Source organism: Paenibacillus sp. JL3B1040 (genome assembly GCF_057063165.1).
The window spans coordinates 4579555-4596081 of record NZ_CM169317.1; the positions used below are offsets into that span (position 1 = coordinate 4579555).

10 protein-coding genes are annotated in these 16527 nt (G+C 57.6%); 1 reads left to right on the forward strand and 9 read right to left on the reverse strand.

Annotated elements, in window-relative coordinates:
- Positions 1–47 precede the first annotated feature (47 nt).
- The 6 genes from ACZF99_RS20875 to ACZF99_RS20900 form a co-directional block, all read right to left on the reverse strand.
- Entirely contained in the window at positions 48–854 is an 807-nt protein-coding gene (locus tag ACZF99_RS20875) for a polysaccharide deacetylase family protein (protein ID WP_483606881.1), read from the reverse strand.
- 30 nt (positions 855–884) lie between these two features.
- Positions 885–3767, reverse strand: coding sequence for an exo-rhamnogalacturonan lyase family protein (locus ACZF99_RS20880; protein WP_483606882.1), 2883 nt, complete (start codon positions 3765–3767; stop codon positions 885–887).
- Positions 3768–4240: 473 nt separating this feature from the next.
- A complete protein-coding gene (locus ACZF99_RS20885) occupies positions 4241–6529 on the reverse strand; it encodes a helix-turn-helix domain-containing protein (protein WP_483606883.1) in 2289 nt (762 codons plus the stop codon).
- A 184-nt stretch (positions 6530–6713) separates the two neighbouring features.
- Positions 6714–8309 carry an extracellular solute-binding protein gene (locus ACZF99_RS20890; RefSeq protein WP_483606884.1) on the reverse strand — a complete coding sequence of 532 codons (1596 nt, stop codon included), beginning with the start codon at positions 8307–8309 and terminating at the stop codon, positions 6714–6716.
- Between the two features lie 128 nt (positions 8310–8437).
- A complete protein-coding gene (locus ACZF99_RS20895; protein ID WP_483606885.1) occupies positions 8438–9319 on the reverse strand; it encodes a carbohydrate ABC transporter permease in 882 nt (293 codons plus the stop codon).
- Between the two features lie 14 nt (positions 9320–9333).
- The gene (locus ACZF99_RS20900) at positions 9334–10266 is read right to left on the reverse strand and encodes an ABC transporter permease (protein ID WP_483612865.1); all 933 of its coding nucleotides are present in this window, start codon (positions 10264–10266) and stop codon (positions 9334–9336) included.
- 334 nt (positions 10267–10600) lie between these two features.
- On the opposite strand from ACZF99_RS20900, the gene ACZF99_RS20905 reads away from it, so the two are divergent.
- The gene (locus ACZF99_RS20905; protein ID WP_483606887.1) at positions 10601–12601 is read left to right on the forward strand and encodes a beta-galactosidase; all 2001 of its coding nucleotides are present in this window, start codon (positions 10601–10603) and stop codon (positions 12599–12601) included.
- Positions 12602–12731: 130 nt separating this feature from the next.
- Here the strand turns inward: ACZF99_RS20905 and ACZF99_RS20910 are convergent, their stop codons facing one another.
- From ACZF99_RS20910 to ACZF99_RS20920, 3 genes are read right to left on the reverse strand one after another with little or no spacing between them, the layout of a single operon-like run.
- Complete coding sequence (locus tag ACZF99_RS20910; protein WP_483606888.1) at positions 12732–14354, reverse strand: extracellular solute-binding protein; 1623 nt, start codon at positions 14352–14354, stop codon at positions 12732–12734.
- A gap of 47 nt (positions 14355–14401) precedes the next feature.
- On the reverse strand, positions 14402–15322 hold the full coding sequence (locus ACZF99_RS20915) for a carbohydrate ABC transporter permease (RefSeq protein ID WP_483606889.1): 921 nt from the start codon (positions 15320–15322) through the stop codon (positions 14402–14404).
- A gap of 19 nt (positions 15323–15341) precedes the next feature.
- The gene (locus ACZF99_RS20920) at positions 15342–16265 is read right to left on the reverse strand and encodes an ABC transporter permease (RefSeq protein ID WP_483606891.1); all 924 of its coding nucleotides are present in this window, start codon (positions 16263–16265) and stop codon (positions 15342–15344) included.
- Positions 16266–16527 lie beyond the last annotated feature (262 nt).

Sequence of the window (16527 nt, forward strand, 5' to 3'; positions counted from 1 at the left end):
CGATCTCCGGGCATCTGACCCGTTCTTCGTAATAGCGCCAAAAGATTTCAGCGCAGTTCCACCTGCGCCCCTCCGGGCACCTCCACGATGCCGCCGTCAACGCGGAGCCAAACCGGAGCCGCCCCCGGATTGTGCACAAACTCCCGCTCCGCGGAAAACCGCAGCCATTTGCAGGCCTTCATGTAATCGACGATTTCGATGTTGGTCGCGTACCAAACGTCCTCCTGCCCGCCGACCATCTCGCAAAATCGTTCGATCAACTCCCAGTTGTTGTCGTTATCGAATTCGTAGCTGTGCCCCCAGACGTACATCAGGTACAAATACTGCGTTTTATGCAGCCCGACGAAGGTTTGGGCATATTCCAGCAAACGGTCTTTGTGATGGCAGGTCGCTTCCCACTCCAGCCAATCCTCCGGCAGGCCAAAACCGCCGTGGGTTCTTACCGTCCGCGCGTATTCGATGCCGAGATGCGGCAGCAGCTCTTTGATCTCCCGGCTGTAAGAGCCGTTCGGATACGACATCCCCCGCACCGTCGTCCGGAACAACCGCTCCAGGTTGCGGCGGTCCTCCATCACCTCGTCGACGACCTGCACCATCGGGCAGTGGGCCATCGTCGGGTGCCAAACCGTATGCACGGATACTTCATGTCCCCGATATAACGCCACCGCCTCTTCCGCCGTCAGGCGGTCCTCGCCTCCGAGCAGCCCGGAATTGAGGTGGAACGTCCCGCGAATCCCACTGCGGTTAAAAATGCCGACCAGCCGCTCATCGGCCCTCCGTCCGTCATCGTAGCTCATCGTTAGCGCCTTATGCTTCCCGCCCGGAAAGCAAAAATAAATGCTCGGCCTTTTCATGCTTGAGACCGCCTCCTTGACCCTGATTCGTTAGGTTGCTGCGGTTGCCCGTTGGTCCGCCTGATGTTCCGGCAAAAACTGATCGATCAGCTCCAAGCTGATGATCGTATTGAGCGACCACTGCGAAGCCTCATTCGTATTCATCCAATCCACTTCCAGCACTTCTTCCGCATGCAACGCGGGTACCTCGGCCCGGCTCAGATCGATGCGCCCGAAGTCGTTGTCCAGCAAAATCGACCAGCACAGCGCCGCCGTCGCCGCATCATTGTGGTAATACGCGCCGTAAGCGGCGATTGCGACGCTCAGCACCGGGTGCTCAAAGCGAAGCGGGCCGCCGCCGATCGCCCCGTCGGTTCGCGCAAGCTTCTCCTCCGGCGGCAAATTGTAAAACAAGCCGAACTCCGCCAGCATCTCCTCCCACTCCGGGTCCTCCAACAGCCCGGCCAGCTCGAACCATACCTGCGGGCCGCCCATGCAGATCGCCAAATGCCGCCCCCAGTTGTCGTCCCCCATGGCGGTCAGCACGCCGGTCCGCGGGTCGTACCCGTAGGTTGGCCCGGAAATGAGCCGGAAGTTCGCCGCTTTCAGGCAGCCGATCCCCGTCATGATCTTGTCGCGGTAAGCCTCATCCTCATAACGTTCCCAGCGCGTCATCCAGTTTGAGCTGAAAGCGGCCCAATCCGGCCCGACGCGGATATGCGTAGGGTGTTCGTCCTGCGGAAAATAAGCCCGCATCGGGTCCAGCGAGACGGTAGAGTAGTCGGCGTCCTTCACCTCATCCATCATGTCCCCGATCCGCTCATCCGCCGTTAAATAGTAGTAATACCGGTGCAGCCCGGCCATCGCGATCCGCGCTTCCTTGCAGCCGCAGCCCCAGTGGACGACGTTGTGGCGCGACCCGAGCCCGGCATATTCGCCGAAATGATACGCGTCCACTTCGCTCGTATGCCGGGTCATCGCTTCCGCCATCCGGAACACGTCCTCCCGCCCCGACCGCAGAAAAGTCAGCCACAGCCACATGTTCGGGACAAGTTCGGCATTTTGCCAGGCGCAGCCGCCGAGATCATAGTTCCACACGTGGCGGACCGGATCGTAGCTGTGCATCACGTCGCCGTAATCCCAAAAACCGTACCATTTCCGCTGCTCGATTTCCCGCCGGTAAAAAGCGAGGATGCCGTCCAGGCGGTCTTCAAGATCAGCTTTCGCCGGGGTGCTCCGGTCGGGCAGGCTCCAAATGCCGAACGCGCCCGTGGCGTAATAATGCTCCGGCTCGCAAACGAGCCGGGCAGGCGCGCCGGCCTCGCGCGCCATGCGGGCAAGCTGCTCGGACTCCGGCGTCCTCCCGGCGCACCAGACCGTCAGCTCGCTCGTATTGGCGATGCCGTAGGGCGTGGCCCGCAGCTCCTCGGCCCCCTCGTATGAAGACTCCACATGCGTCTTCGTGTCGTAATGCCGCAGATCCATCGCCCCCGCTTCCGGCGACCAGAGCCAGACGGTAAGCCTCGCCTCCTCTCCGGCCATGCCGGAGACCTCCATCCCGGACGGATGTTTTTGCCAGAAGTCTTTGAGCCCTACGGCAAGTCCGCCGCCCTCGCTCCCGGCATACCCCAACCCTCCGGCCCGCCGGCCGTCCGCCGCTTTCACCCAACTGCAGCCTTCCCCGGTCCGCTTGGCGATCCGGTAGTGTTCGGAGGAGTCCTGTATGAGCTTAAAAGCGTCCCAAGTTGCCGAGTCGTCCAACAGGCTGAGGAAATAAGCGTCTTGCTCCGGATCAAACGCAATCGTCCGCCCCGCCGTCTGCCCGGCGAACAGCTCGCGGTAGCGCCCCTTCGTGCGGCGCGTATGGAGCGTTTTCGGCGACTCGCTGAACAAACCCCGCTCGCCCGCAAAACGCACATGCCGGTTGTAGAGCGGCCCGCGCATCGGCAGGGTAAAGGCAATGCCCAGCCCTTTAATGAAATCTTGATGCGGGTTGCCGTCATAGTGGAACGTGTAGACGAGGCGGATCGACTCCAGCCCGGCGTAAAAATACAACCGCAGCGTAAACGGAAGCCACTCCCTGCCCCCGCCGAACGCCTGATGCCGGCCCTCCAGCTTCACGACCGCGCGGACCGGGCCGGCCTGCTCCACCTTGGCCCGGTGGATGCGGCCGGCGAACGGTTCCTCGCGCCGGACGCGCATCCCGCTTACGGCGCTTTCCGCTTCACGGAGGCAGACAAGCGTTCCGCCGCTGCACACTTCCGTCCCGCCCCGCGCGATGCTGCGGATCACTTGGGGGCCTTGGGTGCCGATCAGGCAGGTGATTGCCCCCGTATCGACGCAGATCGCGTCCTCCAGCTCGGTGACGGTAACCGCGCTGCCTGCCGCATTGCCGACAGGCTCATGCTGTGCGGCTGCGCAACCCGAAGCGGGATTTTCCGCCGTCAATGCGGCTTCCGCTTCGCCTCCGCCCGTTCCGAATACCGCCGCATGGGCCGTCCATTTAACGCTTCCGTCCGGCCAGAAAGCCGTCGGCCAGCTCTGCACGGGGACAAGCCGCATGCCCCGGTCCGAAGCGAGTTCCGTTAGCGCTGCCTCGTCCCGCACCAACGCAGCCCCTGCGAACCCGACCGTTTTCGCCATTTTGACAGCGCCTGCCGGCCCGGCAGGGTCTTCGAACCCACCAGGCCCGGCGGAACTTTCAGACCCGGGGGAAGGGTCTGACCTGGTGGACACGTCAGTTCCTGTCGACACGTCAGTTCCGATGATCGGCCCGCCAAGCCAACCCAGCTTGAAACCCGGCACCTCCTCTCGGGCCAGCACGCCTTTATTCCAGGGAACGCCCCAGGTCGTTCCGACCGGCAGCTCCGGTTCACTTCTCCCGCTGAGCCAGCGCAAATGAACCGGCTCCGTTCCAGATACAGTTCCTGACACGGCAATCATCTCCTTTTCCAATAGGTGCCCTGATTGTAGGCGCAAGTCCGTTTTACCGGCAATGAGACATTTTTGCCCGCGCTTTCCCGGACCCCTGCCTGCCGGAATTAGCCGAATTGCACATTTTTCTCCGGTTTGGACTTTGTTGCGCCCCCGGCATCCCGCCATTTTAGTGCAGCCGGGCCAAGCGTATGCTTCCGAAGCAGGTTTCCTGAACAGCCTCCAGCAAGCGAACGGACACCAGAAACGCTATTGGCCCGCCTTAGGACAGTTTCCGATTCTAGCAACGGACCGATAAGACCTTATTTCGGTCAAAAGCGGCGAAATAGCCGACCTGAGAGCCCAATAAGGTCTCTAGAGTCCGTTACAGCAGGAAATAGCCGGGAAATGGGCAAATAAGGTCATTACGGTCCGTTACGCAGCCACGCTACAACGCTTCGGTCCTGTTAACCCGACTTTTTGAACTCGTACTTTTACTGGCTGAGTTCCCGGTACCGAGTCGGCGTCATCCCCTCCAGCTTCTTGAAGATCCGGTTAAAATAGCTGTGCTGGTACCCGACCTGCTGGGCGACGTCGCAAATCCGCAGTCCGGTATCGCGCAGCAGTTCCTTCGCTTTCTCCATCCGCAGCTCGGTCAGGTAATCGATGAAATTGCGGCCCGTCACCTGCTTAAACGACTTGCTCAGGAAAAACGGGTTGGTGCCGAGGTGATCGGCGCAGCTGTCGAGCGAGATGTCGCGCATGTAGTTTTGCTGCAAATAGATCATCGCCTGCTCGATCATGAACTTGACCCCGGCATTAGCGCGGAGGGACAGTTCCTTAAGATAAGGGGCGAGCACTTTTTCCTGGAACCAGGTCAGGATCAGCTCCGGTTCGCGGATTTGCGAAAGCGATTCGTATAAGTTGACCCCCTTGAACAAGCGGTTCGGGTGAATGCCGGACTGCATGATGGCGTGCTGGATATGGCCGAGCAGTTGCAGCATCCCCTGCTGCACGTCGATCGTTTTGGCTCCGCCAGCGCTCAAAGTTGCCAAAAATTCGCCCAGCAGCCGGTACGCGTCCTCCTCCTGACCGGTCCGCATCGCCTGGATCAATTCACGCTCGAGCGTAAACGAATAGGCCGTCTCCCCCTCCTCGGCCCCTTCGCCTTCCAGCTTCTCCATCTCGATGATTTGGTTGTCGCCGTCAAAAGGCCTGTAGCTGGCCGCCTGCCGCACCCCCTCAAACGCGAGCGGGATGTCTTTCACCTGGGCCACAGGCTTGCTGACCGCCACCGTAACGCGCATCCTTAAAATCCGGTTCACCGTACGAATCAGTTCTTCGCTCAAAGCGTGCACTTCGGGCAAGTAGGAATCTTCGCTCGGCGTCATCAGCAAAATCCCGGTCGATAAATCGTGGAAATGGATCGTATCGGACTGGCTGAAACGCTGCGAAGCAAGTTCGCCGATAATGTTCGCCGCCGCGTAGGAGGCCAGCCCTTCGTCGCCGTTTTTGAATTTCCCGCCCAAGCCCGTCATCCCCGTCAGTTGAACATAAAGCAATACAAAGCGGCGATCCTCCACCTCCCATTTAAACCGCTCCATCCGGCGGCGAAGTTCCTGTTCGGAATAGGCGTACAATTGGCCGTGCAGCAGTTGGTGGAGGAAGCTCTCCTTCACGTGGGGCAGCTGTTCCGCCAGCTTTCGCTGCAGATCATGGCTTTCCCAGTTCAAGTTCCGCCATTGCCGCTCGATCAACGCAAACTCATCCTCCTGGATCTCTGCGGCGGCATGCTCCGGCAGCAACGTCTTAAACAGCCTCCGGATCGGGGAGTACATCCGTCTGGACGCCAGCCACGCCAGCAGGGCGGCCAGCATTAAAGCGCTGAAGCTCACGATAAAAATCAACTTGGATACAAACATCACCGGTGCCGTAATGCTGGAAATCGGCGAAGCGGAGACATACGCCCACTCGTTGGCGATCCGGGAGAACGCCCCGTACGTGACGGTATAGGTTTTCCCCTCCCATTCGAAGAAAAAAGACGCTTTGCCGGCGCTTCCCCGCTCCCGAATTTCATCCCTCAGCCGCTGCACGAACGGCGAATCCGGGGCACTGCCGCCGGCCGAGGCGAACAGGTCGCCGGTCGTTTGCACAAGGAACGTCTCCCCTACGTTATAGGGCGTCATCGTCTTCAGCATATCCGCCACCTTCCCGGTGGCCATCCGGATCAGCAAAGCGCCGAACGGTTTGGGACTGCCTCCGGGAATGTGGTGAACCAGCGTCAGCTCCTTCTCGCCGGGACGGCTCGGGTCGAAGGCCCATTCCGTCCAGTAGGTGCTCTGCCGCGTCCCGATCAATTTATCGTACACGCCGGCCACCGCCGCGGATTCGATCTCCCCATACTCGGGATTAAACAGGACCGGCCGATCCCCTCCCAAATAAAGCTCCACCTGCTTGATCATCGTATTGGAGCCTTGCATGACGACCAACGTTTTCGTAATGTCCCGCGCCCGCTCGAAATCGATTTTGAAATCGAGCCCATCCAGGCTATAATCGAATTTCGGATCAAACGCCCAATGGGACAACATCAGCTCCAGATTCGTCAGTTGACCGTCGATGTTGCGGGCTCGCTGCTCGATTTGCCGGTGATGCATCTGCAGCAGCTCGCTTTCCAGCCGACCGCCGACCATGCCGTACACGAGCGCCCCGGTGATGATTCCCGGAATGGCGGAAACCACCAGCATCAGGATCAGGTTTTTGCGGTAATACCGACCTTTCCCCATTTTCATTTTCTCACCAACCGAATTAAGGTATATCCAAAAATGTAAGCGCATACATCGAAAAAATCAATACAATTTGAACGATTTGGGATTCGCAAGTGCAGGAAGCTGTCCGCAAAGGCTCGGGAAGAACCTTCGGGACAGCTTTTTACGGGTACTTACATTCGATGATTATAGAGTAATGCGCTTAAGGGTTCGCTTGGCTATAAAGTTCGTTCATTTCCTGGACGAGATCGTCCCCTCCCGATTTGCTCCACAGTTCGAAAGCCGCTTTCAAGCCGGCCTCGTCGAGCTGCCCTACAATAAACTTGATGCGCGCATCATTGATGATGTTGTCAAGCTGCTGGCCTTTTTGCGAGTAAACCGTGGAAATGAACGGCTCCGCCGGGTTGGAAACGATATACTGCTCGTTGGCTTTCTGTACCTCGGCTTGTTTGATCCGCAGCGGCGTCTGCTTCACCTTTTTGGCGCGGTCCTCGGGAATAAACGCGAGCATTTGGTTCAACCCTTCGACCTCGGATTCCAGCTTTGCCGTATCTTTGATCGGTTCGACATAATCGTCCACCAGATTGTAGTGAACGCCTTCCTGTCCGAAATTAAGCAGCGTTTGCATCTCCGGCTCGTTCAGTTGATCCAGGAAAGCAAGCACGCGTCTCAGCTCGGCTTCGGTCTTTACCGTCGATTTCGGAATCGCCAAAATGCCGGAATAACCGGAGGTGGGCAGGGTACGAAGCTGGCCGTCGGTACCCGTGACGCCGCCCGTTACGTCAATGTAGTGCTTATCCGGCTCGTCTTTGCCCTCCTTCACGAGCGCCGCGTGTATTTTGTCGTCGATCCGTGCGCCTACATCCACGACGTCGACGATCGATCCCGCTTTGTTGTTGACGACCGGATCGACCCATTTCGCACTGTCCATGACGGCGAAGTCGGAGTTGATCAGCTTCTCGTCGTATAGCTTCTTCATGAATTTCAGCGCTTCCACATACTCGGGATATTCATGTTCGGGCACAAGCCTGCCGTCCTTCACTCCCCATTTGTTCGGCGTGCCGAACCACAGCTTGATCGTGTCGAAGCCGCTGGCCCATTGTCCCGTCCATTTGACCAGAACCATGCCGTACGTGTCGTCTTTTCCGTTCCCGTCCGGATCCTGCTCCTTGAACGCCTTCAGCATGTTGTAAAAATCGTCGAGCGTTTGCGGCGTTTGCAATCCGACGTGGTCCAGCCAGTCCTTGCGGAAGGCGATTCCGTTCCGGCCCAACACCCGGCCGCGGTAGATGCCATAGTTTTTGCCTTCAATAGAAGAGTTTTTCAAAATGACCGGGTTGGCGCCGCTCAAGTTTTTGTAGTCTTTCAGATAAGGCCCCACTTCCCAAAACGCTCCGGACTTGGCTGCGCCGACGAAGCTCGGCCCCTTCACGTCGCTGACGTAAATAATGGTCGGCAGCTTGCCGGAGGCGAGCGTAATGTTGAACTTGTCGGCATAAGAAGCGTTCGGCACCCATTCCAAATGAATTTTTGTGTGGGTTCGTTTTTCGATCTCCTCGACAACCGGGCCGTCGTCTTTCGGATAATTCGTTTTGAAAATCGGCAGCATGATCGAAAGTTCCAATGGCGCCTCCGACGAAGCATTCCCTCCCCCGCTTTCGCCGCCTTGCGTTGCGGCCGGGGACGCTTCCGGCCCATTCCCTGCGCCGCTTCCTCCGCCGCATCCGGCGGCCGCGAACATCAGCGTTGCCGCCAGCGGCACGGCTATCCAGCGCTTCCAACTCGTTTTTGCATTCATAGACGGTTGACCTCCTTTTCATCGTATGAGTTGCGTTGCTTAATATTGCAAAATCATCGAACCCTCCAGGGACGGTTCCATGAATTTACACGAAGGTAAATCCCGGTTTACGGGACGGCCGAGATCGCTCAGCCTTTGACCGAACCGAGCAGCACCCCTTTGGCGAAGTGCTTTTGCAGGAACGGGTACACGCACAGGATCGGAATCGTCCCGACGACGATAACGGCCATCTTGATCGATTGCTCCGGCGGCTGAACGAAGGTCGGGTCCATGGAATTGATGTCTCCCGCGGATTGGGACAGCATGACGATCTGACGCAGCATCACCTGCAGCGGCCATTTCGCGGGATCGTTAATGTACAGCAGTGCCGAGAAGAAATTATTCCAATGGCCGACGGCGTAAAACAGCGTAAAGGTAGCCAGTACCGGTTTGGATAAAGGAAGCACGATCCGCCACAGCAAGCCGAGTTCGTTGCAGCCGTCGATTTTTGCGGCATCCTCCAATTCCGGGGGCAGTTCCTGAAAGAAATTTTTGACGATGATCAGGTTAAATGCGCTGATCGCCCCAGGCAAGATCAGCGCGTTCATCGTATCCAGCAATTGGAGATCGCGGATAACCAAATAAGTTGGGATCATACCGCCGCCGAACAGCATCGTAAAGATAACCAGGTTCAGCACCAAATTGCGGCCCATCAGATTGCGCCGGGCCATCGGGTAAGCCATCGTCACCGTAAAGAACAGATTGACGATCGTACCGACCAAGGTCACGTAGATCGACACGCCGATACTGCGGACGATCGTGTCCGTCGAGAGAATAAACTTGTACGCGTCCAGAGAAAACGTCCGCGGAATGAGAAACACGGCACGCTGCGTGATTTCCGCGTCGCTGGCGAAAGAACCGGAGATGACGAAGATGAACGGGAGAACCGCCAGCAGTCCGAACAGGCTGAGGAACGCGTAGTTGAACACGTCAAACACCTTTTCGCCCGTGCTTTTGTATTGTTTGGCCATATGAACGCACCTCCTTAGTAGAGTCCCGATTCTCCGAACTTTTTGGCCAGCCAGTTCGTGCCGAGCACGAGAATGATGCCGACGACCGATTTGAACAAACCTACGGCCGTGCTGTAACTAAACGCCCCTTGGGTGATCCCGAGCGTGTACACATAGGTGTCGAACACCTCGGCCACTTCGCGGTTCAGCGCGTTCATCATCAAGTAAATTTGTTCGAAGCCGTTGTCCAAAATCGAGCCCATCCGCAGAATCAGCAGAATTACGATCGTGCTGCGGATCGCCGGCAACGTAATGTGCCATAGCTGTCTCCAGCGCCCCGCTCCATCGACGATGGCGGCCTCGTACTGTTCCACGTCCACCCCGGCCAGCGCCGCGAGGAAGATGATCGTCCCCCAGCCGCATTCCTTCCAAATCGTCTGCAGGATGATCAGCGGCCGGAACCAGTCAGGGCTCGCCAGAAAGTCGATTTTTTGGCCGTTAAGCGCATACAAATATTCGTTGATCATGCCCCCCTCGGTCGTCAAAAACACGTAGGTCAAACTGGCTACAATCACCATTGAAATAAAATGAGGGACATAGATCAACGTCTGGATCGTCCGCTTGAAGAAGGACAGACGGATTTCATTCAGGAGCAGCGCCAAAATGATCGGAGCCGGGAAGAAAAAAATCAGATTGTAGAGCGACAGCACCAGCGTATTGCGCAGCAGCATAAAGAAATCGGGGTTCTGGAAAAAGACTTTGAAGTGCTCGAGGCCGACCCATTCGCTTTTCCAGAATCCGAGAAACGGCTGATAGTTTTTGAAAGCCAGCAGCACGCCCCACATCGGCACATATTTAAACACGATAAAATACAGGAGTCCGGGAGTCAAAAGTATATACATCCACTTGTCGCGCCTAAAGCGCCTCCACATCGTTTCCCGTTTGCTTCTTATAGGCGGTTGATTCATACGGACGCTTGCCGCAGCCGTTTGCTTCACCCCGTTCACCTCCCAAAAATCATTCTGCCGTACCGCGAAACCGGGAAACGCCGCTATCGTCCGTCCGGCGGCCCGTGTTTGGCGATCGATGTAGTCCTCATTATGAAACGGCATTTTCTTTCCGGCAATTGGACTTTCTTGAACGCGCTCCCTGTCCTGGTGCGGACAGGATTTTCAAAAAAGTGCGAACCCGGCAAAAGATTGCTATTGCAGCCGCACCGCGTCTGGCGCAGACTGACGGAAGAACCCGGTCGGCTACGCGGGTCCTAACAATCCCTACATTCCTTAATGCGAGGTGGACTTGATGATCAACGGGAAACTTTATCACGGCGCTGCCCTGTATCCCGAGCTGTGGAGCCGGGACGTGCTTATGGAGGATATCACGTCCATGAAGGAGATCGGCATCAACGTCGTGCGCATGGGCGAGTTCGCCTGGTCCGTACTGGAGCCGGAGGAGGACCGGATCGACATCGCTTATTTTGCCGAAGTCATCGGGCTCCTTTATGAGCACGGGATCGAAACGGTGATGTGCACGCCAACACCGACGCCGCCCATCTGGATGAGCTATGGCCATCCGGAGCGGATGCACGTGACCGAACAAGGGACCGTCATGAACCATGGCGCAAGGCAGCATGTCTGCACGAACAACGCCTATTTTCGCCAGCGGGCCGCCATCATTACCGAACGGATGGCCCAGGCCGTCGGTCGGCTGCCCGGTGTGATCGCCTGGCAGCTCGACAACGAGTTCAAAGCGCATGTCGCCGACTGCCTGTGCGCTTCCTGTAAAGAGCTGTGGCATCGTTGGCTTGAGCGGCGTTACGGCACGATCGAGGCGCTTAACGCGGCGTGGGGCACCAATGTCTGGAGCCAGACGTACCGGCGTTTTGAGGAAGTGCCGCAGCCCGGCCCCGCCCCGTTCCTGCACAACTCGTCACTGCGGACGATGTACCGGCTGTTCACGATGGAGCAAATCGCCGAATTTGCCGACGAGCAGGCGGCGATCCTCCGCCGTTACTCCGATGCGCCGATCACCCATAACAGCAACATTCCTTTTTATCTGGACAACGAACGGCTGTTCCGCAATCTCGATTTCGCCGCCTTCGATTCGTACGCTTCCCAAGCGAACGCCCATGCTTATCTGTTTAATTGCGATCTGTGGCGGAACTTAAAACCGGGCAAGCCGTTTTGGGTGATGGAGACGAGCCCCTCCTTCGCCGCCTCCCTGGAAAGCTACGCCACGCCGCATCCGAATGGCTACGTCAAGGCCGAAGCGGCGGCCGCCTATGCCCTGGGCGCGGGCGGGTTCTGCTACTGGCTGTGGCGGCAGCAGCGCTCGGGCAGCGAGCAGCCCCACGGCTCCGTCGTCAGCGCCTGGGGTGAACCGACGATCGGCTACCGCAGCGTGCTGGAAGCGGAGGCGGCCCGGCGGGCATTGGAGCCGATTCTGCTGGCGAGCCGGCCGAAACGCGCCGAGGTCGCGATCACGTATTCGGACCGCGCCAAGGCTTTCCTGCAGACGGAGCCGCACCGGAAGCTGAATTACCGCGGGGGGATGAACGAATTTTACAAGCGGATTTTATCGCTGGGCCTTTATCGCGATGTTGTTCCCGAGGGAGGCGATTTGACGGGCTACAAGCTGATGTTCACGCCGTTTCTCCCCTACGTGTCCCCGGAATTCCTACAAAAGGCGTTAAATTGGGTCAAGGAAGGCGGCGTCTGGGTTGCCGGGCCGCTGACCGGCGGGCGGACGGCGGAGCATACGATTTCGACGGATGCGGGACTTGGCGAACTGGAGGTTTGGGCCGGCGTCAAGACGGTATACACGTATCCGATGGACGGGACCGGATCGCTCGGGGAAGCATTCGGCGTCACCGCCCCGCTGTCCCTGTGGAGCGCCGTTTTTGAACCGGTCGGCCGGGACGTTTCCGTCGTCGGCACCATTACCGGGGGCGTGACCCCAGGTGTCGCTTTCGCGACGGAACGCCGCCACGGCCGCGGTAAAATCGTCATGCTCGGCTCCCTGCCGTGCGGCGAAGCGGGCGATCTGATGCTGCAAAAGCTGATCAACCATTACGCGAACGAGTCGGGGGTTGTCCTGCGGAGCGATGTCACTCCGGGCACGCTTGTTGTTCCGCGGACCGGGGACGACGGCAAGGAGCTGTGGGTTATCGTCAATATGGACGGCATTGGCGGGAACGTCACTCTTCCCCGCGATGGTTTGGACGTTGTTACCGGGCGCAAGGTCGCCTCCGGGCTCCACGCCGTTGCCGCTTATGAATACCGAGTCATCCGCCTGTCGAGTTGACATAGAAAAACGCCCGAACCAATTGGAAAGGGCGCTATGTCGGCGGTCATCTTGCCGGGAATGCGGACGCACGAAATACCGCCCTGCAGTCGATGCGCAGGGCGGTATTCGTTCGTAAAAAGATCGCGGTTTATTCCACACTCATATAACGGTCGTAGGCATCGGTGCGGATTTTCATCAGCTTCTCCAGCCCCATGTCGTTCAGCTTCTTCACGTAGGCCTCCCAACTTTCGTCGATGCCGCCTTTGGTCACCCATTGGGCGCGCATCGTCGCCACATAGCTGTCGATATCCGTCGTCAAGGTCGGCAGCTCTTGGAACTCCTCGGCGGTATACATGACGTTCGGGAACGGCGTCGTCACGTATTCGCTGCCCATTTTGTCGATTTCCAGCTTAAGGCCATCGCCCGCTTCCGGGTTCAGCACGATGTTTTTCTCGAACGAAGGGCTGACGTATTTCGGTCCGAAATCCCGCAGCGATTGCTCCCAATACCAGGCGTCCGCGCTGGTGCCGGCCGGCGGATCCATCAGCGTATACGTGCCGTCGTCGTTCTTCTGGATAACCGTGCCGATCGCGCCCCAGAAGTTCTGAATGCTCGCTTCGTTGGTGTAGAACTGGTCGGCCCAGCGGGCGGCCACTTCCGGATATTTGCAGGACGTTGTGATCAGCAGCTCGTTGCGGTTAAAGCTCATGCCATTCGGATTGCCCGGGTTGTAGCGGTTTCCGTCGGGACCTGCGATCGGCGGAATGGCGGCGTATTGATCGCTCCATTTGCCGAACACGGCGTCCGGCGTCCATTGGTTCGTGAACCCGACGATCGGAGCGTCCGCGTTCTGCTGTTTGGCCGATGTCATCGTGGCGTCCTGGGTGAACAGCTCTTTGTCGATCAGGCCTTCCGCGTACAGCTTGTTGGCGAACTTTAGGCCTTCCTTATACTCCTCGCTGATCGGATAAAAGACCGGTTTCCCGTCTTTCACCAGCATACTGTTGGCGTTGATGTCGGTGATGCCGAACGGGTTCAGGAAATCCGGCGCCAGTCCGGTTTCGGTGTACGGAATTTCGTCCGCTTTCCCGTTGCCGTTCGGATCCTGCTCCTTAAACGCTTTCAGCACGTTGTAAAGATCGTCGATCGTGTCCGGCACCGGAAGCCCCAATTGATCGAGCCAAGCTTTGTTGATGACCGGCTGGTTTTTCGTTTTCGGACGCGAAGGCAGCCGGGTCGGCAGGGAATAGATTTTGCCGTCCGGGAACGTACTGATCTTCTTCAGCTCCGGCGTCTCGGCCATGGCGGCTTTGAGGTTCGGCATGTATGGGTCGATGTAATCGTCGAGCGGACGGAAATAGCTTAAGTTATTGACGATATCGGAATCGGAAAAGGTCTGGTCGCCCAGGATAATGTCCGGCAGCGTGCCGCTGGCCAGCATGATCGATTTCTGCTCGCCCCAGTCGTTGGATGATACGACCTGCCATTCGATTTTGACGTTCGTGTTCGTCTCCAAATCCTTTAACCATTGGTTCTGGGTAAACGTATCGCCCATATTCCCCCAACGCATCGTCAGGACTTTGAGCGTCACCGGTTCGTTCACGATCGGCAGCCCTTCCTGATTGAAATTGCTCGTATCGCTTGGCGCCGGGTTCCCCGAACCCGCGGAAGAATCGCCTCCGCCGCAGCCCGCCAGCCCGAAGGCGAGCGCTCCTGCAAGCACCAGCGCCGTCCATTTTTTCGCCGCGAATTTGCCGGTTTGTTTGCTCATTGAAAGATCCCCCATTCATTGTTTTTGCCCTGCTTCAACGTAACGGACTAGCTCTTTACTGCGCCGATCATCACCCCCTGATTGAAGTATTTTTGCAGGAAGGGATACACGCACATGATCGGAACGGTCGCGATAATGATGACGGAATACCGCATCAGATTGGCGAGCCGGAGCGCGATTTGCGCCGCTTCGCCGGTCCCCATGCCCGACTGCATCTGATTCGTGATCAGGATGTTGCGCAGGACGAGCTGCAGGGGGTGCAGGTCCGGATTTTTCAAATAAATCAAAGCGTTGAAATAAGAGTTCCAATAACCGACGGCGATCCATAGCCCCAGCACCGCGATGATCGCCTTGGACAGCGGCAGCACGATTTGGGCGAAATAACGGAGGTTGCCGCAGCCGTCGAGTTGCGCCGCCTCCCACAGATCCTCGGGAATGCTCGATTGGAAGAACGTCCGGGCGACGATGATATCGTACACGATCACGGAAAACGGCAGCACCATGACCAGAAACGTGTCGTACAAATGGAAATCCCGGATCGTCAAGAAGGTCGGGATCAGTCCGCCGCTGAAAAACATCGTGAAGATGAAAAACAAGGAAAGGAACTTTCGTCCGACGAGATCCTTCCGCGACAGCGCGTACGCTGCCGACACGTTGACGATCAGGCCGATGGCCGTGCCCACTACCGTATACACTATCGTGTTTCGGTACCCGATCCAAATGTTTTCGTGCTTGAACAGCTCCTTGTACCCGTCCAGAGTAAACCCCTTGGGAACGAACCACACCTGCCCGTTCGCCACCGCCGACGGATCGCTGAAGGAGGCGATCACGATAAAATAAAGCGGATAAATCAAGATGATCAGAAACAAGACGGCAAAAACATAAAGCAGCACTTCCATCACTTTGTCGGACGAGCGGTTGTTGATCGGCTGCGGGGCCGTGCCCGCTACCGGATTGGCTGTGTCCATCTCCATCTCCTCCTTTCCTCTACCATAAGCTGTTCTCGCTGTATTTCTTCGAAATCTGGTTCACCAGAATCAGCAGCAGGAAGTTTATGACGGTGTTGAACAGGTTGACGGCCGAGGAGAAGCTGTACTGGCTGCTCAGCAGGCCGATTTTGTAAATGTACGTGGACAAAATTTCGCTCGCGGTAATGTTCAGGTCGTTTTGCATCAGATAAACCTTTTCGAATCCGACCCCCAGCAAACCGCCGACCCGCAAAATAAGCAGCGTGATCGCCGTCGGCATCAGCATCGGGATATCGATGTAGCGGATTTTGTGCCAGCGGCTGGCCCCGTCGACCGTAGCCGCTTCATATAAGCTGGGATCGACCGTGGACAACGCGGCGATGTAAATGATGCTGTCCCATCCGACATGCTGCCACACGTCCGACCAAACGTAGATGCTGCTGAACCATCCGGCCGAGCCGATCAGGTCGGGTGCTTCCGCGCCGAACAGTTTGTACAAATGGCCGACCAGACCGGTGCTCGGGGAAAGCAGGATCAGCATCAACCCGACCATGACGACCGTGGAGATAAAGTGCGGCATGTACGACACCGTTTGGAAAAACCGGCGGAACCGGTTCGCCCGCATCTGATTCACCATCAACGCCAGCACGATCGGAATCGGAAACGTAGCGATGCTGTACAAGCTGATGACGATGGTGTTCTTAATGGTCGTCGAAAATTGATAGGAATGGAAAAATTTCTCGAAATGCTTGAGCCCCACCCACGGACTGCCGTTAATGCCCAGCGCCGGACTGTAGTCCTTGAACGCAATCAACACGCCGTACATCGGTTTATATGCGAACAGCAGCGTCAGCACCACTGCGGGCAACAGCAGCAAGTAAAGTCCGCCGTTTCGCTTGATTTGTCCGAATGTACGCCTAATACCAAATGCGCCGGATTTCATGACATCCCCTCCTTCATCTCCATTCATCCGTTTCCGCATTACGTTTATCCGGCGGCTTCGACATCCTCAGTATAACGTCCCGCTTCGTGTGTTTACCGGACCTCTTGGGCACGGAATGCGGACTATCCGGCCGGGATGCGGATTCCAGGCCAACGCCTTGGGCGGCTTCGGCGGCAACCGCCTAACGGTAAGCAGACTTTTCCTGGCGTTATCCGGACTTTCCGGCGAAATCGAAGGGACGCCTTATTCTTTTTTTAATGGA